The following is a 9281-nucleotide window of genomic DNA, read 5'->3' as shown; positions in this document are numbered from 1 at the left end:
CAGCATACTAATGGCAATAACTACCTGATGATCAACCTCCTAAAAAGGACTGAATTTATAAAGAAGAAAAATATAAGGTTTAGTGCGATAGGGAAAGTTGGTGCTGGACCTTTAATTTCCTACACGATTTCTACTGTACTGGGCAATTATGATAAAGGTGCCTTTTATTATCATGGAATGGTTTATGGCCTTAGTACAACGTTACGTTTAGAACTTTTGCAGTATTTTTTCCTGGAAACATCCCTGCAGGGAGCTTTGGCAAATTACACAAATACGAGGCTAGGGGCCGATCATAAAGGATTGGCTACCCATCGTTTTTTCTCTATGCAATACATATATGGAGCAGGATTTATATTGCCACTAAGCAAGCATTAATTCCTTAGCTCAAACTTTTCTCAGAAGTATATAACTGAACCTGATTAGTCATAAAAAAACCAAATAGAAGATCTTCGGCTTTATACTCTCCGGATTGGGATCATCGAATCAATTAGAAAATTTTCAATCGCTTAGAATCCTAATGAATACTTACAACCGGAAATCGGCGTTTTAAAACGCAATAATCCGGGGAAATGTCCAACTTTTAATTTCAATTCGAAGTATCAATTTCCATTCGCATCATTATTACCTGAGTAAAATTTCAATCAGCAGGCCCGCATTTGATCGATCTGGCATAAGACCAGAATAGCATATATACTTTTTTGTATAGATTAATATGTACTTTAAAGTATAGATTAAATATATTTGCCTATCTTGCAATTGAAAGTTTGCATTAAACGACAAAATGATATATAAATCATGAGTAAAGAAGCCTCCACAGAAACTCTTGAAGATTTTACTAAGAGTGATTATAAATATGGATTTACCAGTAATATTGACACTGAACTTATCCCAAAAGGTCTGAATGAGAATACCATCCGATTAATATCTTCTAAAAAGGATGAACCTCAATGGTTACTTGACTGGCGATTAAAAGCCTTCAGGTATTGGGAGAAATTGGCGGAACCTAAATGGCCAAATGTAAAGTACCCCCCAATAAATTACCAGGACATCATTTATTATGCTGCTCCAAAACAAAAAAAAATACTCAATAGCTTAGAAGAAGCAGATCCTGAACTATTGAAAACTTTTGAGAAGTTGGGTATTTCAATTGGGGAGCAAAAACGATTGGCGGGGGTTGCCATTGATATTGTAATTGACAGTGTATCTGTGATAACTACTTTCAAAGAAGAGTTAATAAAATTAGGAATTATCTTTTGCTCTTTTGGTGACGCGGTAAGGGAACATCCGGAATTAGTAAAAAAATATATAGGGATGGTTGTTCCAGCCACTGATAATTTTTATGCTGCACTTAATTCTGCCGTGTTTACGGACGGTTCGTTTTGTTACATTCCAAAGGGCGTAAGATGTCCGATGGAGTTATCTACTTATTTCCGTATCAATGCTGAGGGATCAGGTCAGTTTGAAAGAACATTAATTGTAGCTGAAGCAGGTAGTTATGTGAGTTACCTCGAAGGATGCACCGCCCCTATGCGAGATGAAAACCAATTGCATGCAGCAGTGGTTGAGCTCGTAGCACTTGATGATGCGCAAATTAAATATTCTACTATTCAGAACTGGTATCCTGGCGACAAAGATGGCAAAGGCGGCATTTACAACTTCGTAACCAAAAGAGGATTGTGTGCAGGAGTAAGATCTAAAATCAGCTGGACACAGGTTGAAGCAGGTTCTTCTATTACATGGAAATATCCAAGTTGCATTTTAAAAGGAGATTACTCAACCGGTGAGTTTTATTCTGTAGCAGTTACCAATAATTTGCAACAAGCAGATACAGGAACTAAGATGTGGCACATTGGCAAAAATACCAGCAGTACTATTATTTCTAAAGGTATTTCAGCAGGCCGAAGCAACAACTCGTACAGAGGTTTGGTCAAAGTTGGGAAAAATGCAGAAAATGCTAAGAACTTTTCGCAATGTGATTCTTTATTAATGGGGGATAAATGTGGTGCGCATACTTTCCCTTATCTCGAAATTGATAACGATACAGCTCAAATTGAACACGAAGCCACAACTTCTAAAGTAGGCGAGGACCAGCTTTATTACTGTATGCAAAGAGGATTAAAAATGGAAGACGCCATTAATGTTATTGTTAACGGGTATTGCAAGGATGTATTTAAAGAATTGCCTATGGAATTCGCGGTGGAAGCACAAAAATTGCTTGCTGTAAGTTTAGAAGGTAGCGTAGGGTAAATATATTTTAACATTAAACAATTAGCAGGATTTAAAAATATTTAAAACAACATCAATTAACCAAAAAGTAAAACAACCAATTTACAATCTGCCAATCAGCAATTTGTAATCTAAAATAAAAGACATGTTAACTATAAAAAATTTACACGCTGAAATTGAAGGAAAAAAAATATTGAATGGTATTAACCTTCAAATAAATGCTGGCGAAGTACACGCTATAATGGGACCAAACGGAAGCGGAAAAAGTACGCTGGCGCACGTCTTAGCAGGTAAAGAAGGTTATGAAATTACTGAGGGTAGTATTACCTATATGGGTAAAGACCTCCTCGAATTATCAGTTGATGAACGTGCCAAGGAAGGTATATTTCAAGCATTTCAATACCCAATAGAAATACCGGGTGTAAGCACTGCAAACTTTCTTAAACATACTATTCACGCTGTTAGAAAACATCAGGAGAAGAAAGAAATGAACGCAACGGAAACGATAAAATTTATCAAAGAGAAGGCAAAAATGGTGGAGATGGAGGATAATTTTTTGAGCCGATCACTGAACCAGGGCTTTTCGGGCGGAGAAAAAAAACGCAATGAAATTTTACAAATGGCAGTATTGGAACCAAGGCTTGCAGTGTTGGATGAAACTGATTCAGGGCTAGATATTGATGCGCTAAAAATAGTTGCCAATGGTGTTAATCAATTGAAAACAAAAGACAACGCGTTCATAGTAATTACACACTACCAACGATTACTCGATTACATTATTCCCGATTTTGTTCATGTGCTGTACAATGGAAAAATCGTTAAATCAGGTGACAAAAATTTAGCATTGAAGCTGGAAGAAAAAGGATATGACTGGATCAAAGAAGAAGTAGCAACATTGACAATATCTTAAAAAGATAAGCATGGCAAATTCAAATACACCAGATAAAAATGATAGCAGTGGCAAGTTTATTGAACTGTTCCGTCTATATGAAAACTCGTTAAACGGACAGAAAAATTATGCAGGGCATGCGATACAAAAAACTGCAATTCAACGATTTGCTAACGATGTAAATTTTCCAACCAGGAAAAATGAGGATTGGAAATATACCAATGTTGGAGAGCTGCTTCAGCCGCAATACCAACAGCCAAAATTTCTAAATATAAAAACAGCGGATATAAGCCCTTTTCTTTTTGAAGGGCTGGATACATACCTGCTGGTTTTTGTGAATGGCAAATACGATAAAGTGCTTTCATCAAAAGAGGGATTATCCAATAAAATTACTGTACAGGATATTCCATCTTGTTTGCAAGAAGGCGGGCCGACAAACTCAACAGTTTCCCAATACTTGAGCAAATGGGCAAGCCAAGCAAATAATTCCTTCACGGTATTAAATACCGCTTTTGCAAATAATGGAATTTACATTAATGTACCTGACGGACTTGTTGTGGATCGCCCTGTTCATATATTAAATATAACTCACGCAGAAGGAGAGCCAACAGTTATATGCCCTCAAAAAATAATTGTAACCGGAGAGAATAGTAAACTAACAATTATTGAAACTTATCACCATCTGCCTAATTCCCAACAAACGTATTTCACTAATACTGTTAGCCAGTTGGTTCTAAAACGAAACGCGGTAGTTGATCATTATAGAATTCAAGACGAAGGAGAGAATGCGTTTTTTATCAACAACACAGAAGTAGAGCAAATGCGGGATAGCACTTACAGCTCTTATGTAGTTGATTTGGGTGGAAAATTAGTAAGAAACAATCTAAGCTCCATTTTAATGGATAGCGGAACAAGCACCAATTTTTATGGCATTTATATAGGCATAAACAAACAGCATATAGATAACCAAACCTTTATAGATCATGCATATCCCAATTGCAACAGCAACGAGTTGTATAAAGGAGTTCTTACAGATAATGCTAAAGGAGTATTTAATGGTAAAATAATAGTACGACCAGATGCTCAAAAGACAAATGCGTTTCAGAAAAACCATAGCCTTGTATTATCAAAAGGAGCCTCGATGAATAGCAAACCTCAGTTGGAAATTTTTGCAGACGATGTTAAATGCAGTCATGGTGCAACTATCGGGCAACTGAATGAAGATGCATTGTATTATATGCGTTCAAGAGGACTTTCCAAAAAAGAGGCTATATCTGTTTTAAAACAAGCTTTTTTAACGGAGATAACCGAATTAATTAAAATTGATCCTGTAAAAGAAAAAGTAGAACAGATGCTTGTTGATAAGTTTAAGCAATTGTCGGAAACAAACAATGAATCCTTAAACTGACAAACAAAATGAATGAAATAACGAAAGAGAATATTCTAAAAATACTGAGTAATGTCATTGAGCCTGACCTCAAAAATAGTATTGTTGGCTTAGGGTTAGTACGTGATATTTACATAGAAGGGAACATAATAAGCTTTAGCGTTAAAATTAGCAGCCCTACTCTGGCAAGTAAAAAGGTAGTGAGAGATGCTTGTATGGAAAGTCTTTTCCAAGCATTAGGTAAGGATATTAAGTTGGATATAAATATGCAAGCCCTCCCCGGTTTTAAGGATAGGGCTCCCGAACACAGATCTATATTACAAGGTGTTAAACACGTTATTGCAATAGCTTCTGGTAAAGGTGGTGTGGGGAAGTCTACCGTTGCAGCGAATCTTGCAGTGGCCTTGCACCAATCAGGTGCAAGGGTCGGTTTGTTAGATGCCGATATTTATGGGCCATCAATGCCACTCATGTTTAGTTTGGTAAATAGAAAACCAATTACTGTTGCTGTAAATGGAAGGAATCTTTTGGAGCCAATTGTATCTCATGGAGTAGGAATTTTATCTATTGGTTTTTTTGCTGAAGCATCTCAGGCAGTTCCTTGGCGCGGGCCAATGGTTTCCAAAGCCCTTATCCAATTATTTCAGGATGCAGATTGGGGTAGTTTAGATTATCTGCTTGTAGATCTTCCGCCAGGCACAGGCGATATTCATCTTACGCTCGTAGATAAAATTCCGCTTACGGGGGTTATTGTAGTTAGTACGCCACAAGAAGTTGCCTTGGCCGATGCGAGAAAAGGTATCGATATGTTCAAGATGCCTATGTTTAATGTCCCGGTGATTGGCTTGATTGAGAATATGGCTTACTATATACCGGAGGGTAATCCTGATAAAAAAGATTACATATTTGGAAAGGATGGAGCCAAAAAATTGGCGGAAGAAATGAATGTTCCATTATTAGGTCAAATCCCCTTGATAACAAGAATACGGGAGGCGGGAGATATTGGGGCACCTGCAGCATTAAATGAAAATACGATAGAAGGCAAAATATTTAACGACTTAGCCAGGTACGTGATTGAATGCGTAAAAAAGTTGAGTAGTATTTCATCAAAAGAAAAAGTTGAAGTGTAAATTCATGAAGCACGGAAAACAAAAAATACTTACAAGCAATAAAAATATATTTATGGAGATAGCCGATAAAATAACATTAGAAATAAAGGTCATTGATGTTTTGAAAACCTGTTTTGACCCAGAAATACCCACCAATATTTTTGATTTAGGATTGGTATATGAAATCAACATTGATGATGAAGCCAATGTGCACACTAAAATGACACTAACCTCGCCTTCCTGTCCCGTAGCAGGAACACTTCCCCCGGAAGTGGAAGAGAAGATCAGGAATATTCAGGGAGTGAGCAGTTCTAAAGTAGAAGTAATTTGGGAGCCATCTTGGTCAAAAGACATGATGAGTGAGACGGCTAAATTTGAAACCGGGATGTTTTAAATTAAACAACAACAAAATTAATAATCAAAAAAATGCAAGAATCTAATTTAATAAAATCGACACAGCAACCCAACTATAATGCTGTTACTGTTCAGCCCATGCGGGATGAACTCACATCTGTAGGTTGCAAAGAATTATTAACGCCTGAAGATGTAGATAAGGCATTAGGCAGAAATGATGACAAAACGATACTTGTTGTAATTAACTCTGTATGCGGTTGTTCGGCAGGTAGTGGACGACCAGGAGTAATGATGGCCTTGCAAAACAGCATCATCCCTAATGAGCTTTACACACTATTTGGTGGAATGGAAAAAGATGCAATTGACCGGTACAGGAGTAAATATCTTCCAAATCATCAAGCTTCCTCACCCCACATTGCTCTTTTTAGAAATGGTGAGCCAGTGGCAATTTTCAAACGATCCGATATTGATGGACATACAGCAGAAAGAATTGCCAGTCAATTGGTGGCTATTTTTAACAAAGAATGCAGGAATAAAGGGCCATCAATTTCCGCAGAAGATTTTGAAAATGTTACTCAAGGTAAATACGGTTGCCACACTGATCCGGCCAAGCATTAAGAATAAATAGTTTCTGTATTCAGTTTGTATTTATGGGGTATAAAAAATTGCAATTTGCCATCATTAACTGCGTTAATATTTGCGAATTTTATCTGTAATAGTAAATCGAATACAAAAACTAATTAAAAAATATTACAATGAAAATAACAGCTCAAGTAGAGTACGGATTAAGAATAATGGTAAGGATAACCCGATGCACGGATGAGAAAGGAATAAGCATTCCTCAACTAAGTGAAGCAGAAGGGTTGTCTGTAAACTATGTTGCAAAATTAACCCGGCTACTTCGCATAGAAGGATTGATTAACAGTACAAGAGGTCACATGGGCGGTTATGTCCTGGCAAAACCTGCTGCTGCAATAACAGTAAACGACACGTTAAAAGCATTGAGTGGAAAGTTGTTCGATAAAAAATTCTGTGATAGTCATGCAGGAATAATGAGGTTATGTACCAATTCAGTGGATTGCTCTATCCGGTCGCTCTGGTCAATGATGCAGGCCACACTAGACAATTTGTTGGATAAGGTAACTATGGCAGACATGATCAAAAACGAAAAAGACGTTTCCGGAGTTTTGCTAAATATTATTGAAGCAAAAGCTAATGAATTTAAAAATTAAATTTTAATTACCAATTTCTAACCGTCATGGCTATAATAATAACAGATGAATGTATCAATTGCGGGGCATGCGAGCCTGAATGTCCGAACAATGCAATTTATGAAGGTGGTGCTGAATGGAGATATGCTGACGGCACCTCACTCAAAGGTTCTTACACAGGACAAAATTCAGGCAACACCGTCGATGTTGACTCGCGCAATACTCCAGTCTCTCAAGATTTATATTATATCGTAACGGATAAATGTACCGAGTGTGTTGGTTTTCATGATGAACCACAATGTGCCGCAGTTTGTCCGGTAGATTGTTGTGTGGATGATCCGGATTACAGAGAAACAAAAGAAGAATTACTAAACAAGAAAAAGTTTATGCATCTTATATGATTGCCGCACCTGCAAAAATACAAACAGAAAAGGCCGGTCAATTTATTGGGCATGGAGGCGCTATTTTCACATTAGAACCCGCATACAATGCTCACCTTTTTTACTCCGGAAGCAGCGATAACATGGTAGTAGAATGGAATATGGAAGATCAACAACAGAACAAAGTTGTTGCAAAGTTACCTGCCAAAGCCATGGCATTGAAATATATTCCGGAAAGAAACCTATTACTTGTTGGCCAGTCTCTAGGAGGCATCCATGTTATTGACCTTAACAAGAATGAAGAAATAAAATTGTTACAACTTCACCGGCAATCCATTTACGATATCCAATACCTTGCGGAAAAAGAAAGTATTTGGGCACTGGCCGGTGACGGTACACTTTCTGTTTGGTCAATTAACGATTTCTCATTGATTACCGCATTAAAACTTTGCGATAAAAAAATACGGTCTATAGATTTCAACATTGTTTTGAAAGAAGCGGCCATTGGATGCGGTGATGGGTCTATCCGTATTTTTGATTTTGAAACCTATGTTGAAAAGAAAATACTCAAGGGGCATCTTGATGACTTTTCGGTGAATACAGTTTGCTATCATCCAAACGGAAAGCTCCTTTTATCAGGATCGAGAGATGCCTGTTTAAATGTATGGGATATTGAAAACGAGTATGCTTTAATCCATCGTATCCCTGCTCATAACTATGCCATTTACAGCATTGTTTTCAGCTCTGATAAAAAGTTTTTTGCTACAGGAAGCAGGGATAAAACAGTTAAAATATGGGATGCTGAAAACTTTGATTTGCTCTTACGAATTGATAAGCATCAACATGAAGGCCATACCCATTCGGTAAACAAACTTTTATGGAGCGATTTTAATAATTATCTTATTTCAACCGGTGATGACAAAGCCATCATGGTATGGGGAATTAATAATTATAATACCAATGATAATTGAAATGGTTGAAACACTGTAATAAAATATGCATCAACAAAACATTGCCTTTTAAAAAAAAGAAGATTACTACATCAACCAGCTGGGCAATTGGGTATTTACAGCAGCACATTATTTAAATCGGGAGTATTAAAAATAAATAAAGTTGAAACAGATATCTGTTTAAGATTTGCTGTTCCTATTTTATAGACAGAATAATTTTTATGTTTCACACAATGAACAGAAAAAAAATAATCGTTACCGGTGGCGGTTTTGCAAGCATCCAATTTGTTGAACATTTTGACCAAAATTCCATTGGACAAGGTTCATGTGAATTTCATAATCACTCTTAAAAACAAAGTAATCATGGCGAAAACAAAAATTACAGTGAACAACAATGGTTCCCTGAGAATAGAAAGTGATTTTGAGATTGTAGATAAAAATGGAAATGTATATGATTTAGCAGGACGTGAAGTGCTTTCACTATGCCGTTGCGGCCTTTCTAAAAATAAACCTTTTTGCGATGGTGCTCATAACGGGCACTTTGAACATGAGGCTGTCGCATTTGCCTTGCCTCCAAAAAAATAATACATCAAACAAATAAAATCATGACCAGGTGTAATATTAATTTTGACAATTCTTTCCAAAAACTTCCTGCATTTTTGTATGAACATGTTGCACCTACTTCATTAAAGCAGCCTTTACTTATTCATGTAACTGAGTTAAAAAAAGAACTTGGGCTTGAATCACTAAGTGATTCCGATTTACAAAAATGGTT

General features: G+C 36.7%; 11 protein-coding genes. All 11 read left to right on the top strand.

The window, feature by feature from the left end; all coding sequences use genetic code 11:
• The coding region (locus H7254_RS20890) for a hypothetical protein (protein ID WP_301934820.1) at positions 1–375 on the top strand (375 nt) is incomplete at its 5' end.
• A 420-nt stretch (positions 376–795) separates the two neighbouring features.
• Positions 796–2247, top strand: coding sequence for a Fe-S cluster assembly protein SufB (sufB, locus tag H7254_RS20885; protein ID WP_301934819.1), 1452 nt, complete (start codon positions 796–798; stop codon positions 2245–2247).
• Between the two features lie 124 nt (positions 2248–2371).
• On the top strand, positions 2372–3136 hold the full coding sequence (sufC, locus tag H7254_RS20880) for a Fe-S cluster assembly ATPase SufC (protein ID WP_301934818.1): 765 nt from the start codon (positions 2372–2374) through the stop codon (positions 3134–3136).
• 10 nt (positions 3137–3146) lie between these two features.
• Entirely contained in the window at positions 3147–4523 is a 1377-nt protein-coding gene (gene sufD / locus H7254_RS20875) for a Fe-S cluster assembly protein SufD (RefSeq protein WP_301934817.1), read from the top strand.
• 8 nt (positions 4524–4531) lie between these two features.
• Entirely contained in the window at positions 4532–5632 is a 1101-nt protein-coding gene (locus H7254_RS20870) for an Mrp/NBP35 family ATP-binding protein (RefSeq protein WP_301934816.1), read from the top strand.
• Positions 5633–5636: 4 nt separating this feature from the next.
• The gene (locus H7254_RS20865) at positions 5637–6005 is read left to right on the top strand and encodes a DUF59 domain-containing protein (protein ID WP_301934815.1); all 369 of its coding nucleotides are present in this window, start codon (positions 5637–5639) and stop codon (positions 6003–6005) included.
• A 32-nt stretch (positions 6006–6037) separates the two neighbouring features.
• Positions 6038–6583 carry a BrxA/BrxB family bacilliredoxin gene (locus tag H7254_RS20860; RefSeq protein ID WP_301934814.1) on the top strand — a complete coding sequence of 182 codons (546 nt, stop codon included), beginning with the start codon at positions 6038–6040 and terminating at the stop codon, positions 6581–6583.
• 137 nt (positions 6584–6720) lie between these two features.
• Entirely contained in the window at positions 6721–7197 is a 477-nt protein-coding gene (locus H7254_RS20855) for an Rrf2 family transcriptional regulator (RefSeq protein WP_301934813.1), read from the top strand.
• Positions 7198–7223: 26 nt separating this feature from the next.
• Positions 7224–7577: a 4Fe-4S binding protein gene (locus tag H7254_RS20850; protein ID WP_301934812.1), complete on the top strand. Its 354-nt coding sequence runs from the start codon at positions 7224–7226 to the stop codon at positions 7575–7577.
• The gene (locus H7254_RS20845) at positions 7574–8527 is read left to right on the top strand and encodes a WD40 repeat domain-containing protein (RefSeq protein ID WP_301934811.1); all 954 of its coding nucleotides are present in this window, start codon (positions 7574–7576) and stop codon (positions 8525–8527) included. Before H7254_RS20850 ends, H7254_RS20845 begins: the two co-directional genes overlap by 4 nt.
• Before the next feature lie 342 nt (positions 8528–8869).
• A complete protein-coding gene (locus H7254_RS20840; RefSeq protein WP_301934810.1) occupies positions 8870–9091 on the top strand; it encodes a CDGSH iron-sulfur domain-containing protein in 222 nt (73 codons plus the stop codon).
• The last annotated feature ends 190 nt before the right edge of the window (positions 9092–9281 follow it).

Origin of the sequence: Ferruginibacter sp., assembly GCF_014377975.1 — a bacterium.
GTDB lineage: Bacteria > Bacteroidota > Bacteroidia > Chitinophagales > Chitinophagaceae > Ferruginibacter.
The sequence above is the reverse complement of the archived record's forward strand: the minus strand, read 5'-3'. Positions and strand labels throughout refer to the sequence as shown.

What these genes read in the sequence shown, in the direction of transcription:
- H7254_RS20860 (WP_301934814.1), top strand. Translation starts at nt 6,038, where the DNA reads ATGCAAGAATCTAATTTAATAAAATCGACACAGCAACCCAACTATAAT.
- sufC (WP_301934818.1), top strand. Translation starts at nt 2,372, where the DNA reads ATGTTAACTATAAAAAATTTACACGCTGAAATTGAAGGAAAAAAAATA.
- sufD (WP_301934817.1), top strand. Translation starts at nt 3,147, where the DNA reads ATGGCAAATTCAAATACACCAGATAAAAATGATAGCAGTGGCAAGTTT.
- H7254_RS20870 (WP_301934816.1), top strand. Translation starts at nt 4,532, where the DNA reads ATGAATGAAATAACGAAAGAGAATATTCTAAAAATACTGAGTAATGTC.
- H7254_RS20840 (WP_301934810.1), top strand. Translation starts at nt 8,870, where the DNA reads ATGGCGAAAACAAAAATTACAGTGAACAACAATGGTTCCCTGAGAATA.
- H7254_RS20850 (WP_301934812.1), top strand. Translation starts at nt 7,224, where the DNA reads ATGGCTATAATAATAACAGATGAATGTATCAATTGCGGGGCATGCGAG.
- H7254_RS20855 (WP_301934813.1), top strand. Translation starts at nt 6,721, where the DNA reads ATGAAAATAACAGCTCAAGTAGAGTACGGATTAAGAATAATGGTAAGG.
- H7254_RS20865 (WP_301934815.1), top strand. Translation starts at nt 5,637, where the DNA reads ATGAAGCACGGAAAACAAAAAATACTTACAAGCAATAAAAATATATTT.
- sufB (WP_301934819.1), top strand. Translation starts at nt 796, where the DNA reads ATGAGTAAAGAAGCCTCCACAGAAACTCTTGAAGATTTTACTAAGAGT.
- H7254_RS20845 (WP_301934811.1), top strand. Translation starts at nt 7,574, where the DNA reads ATGATTGCCGCACCTGCAAAAATACAAACAGAAAAGGCCGGTCAATTT.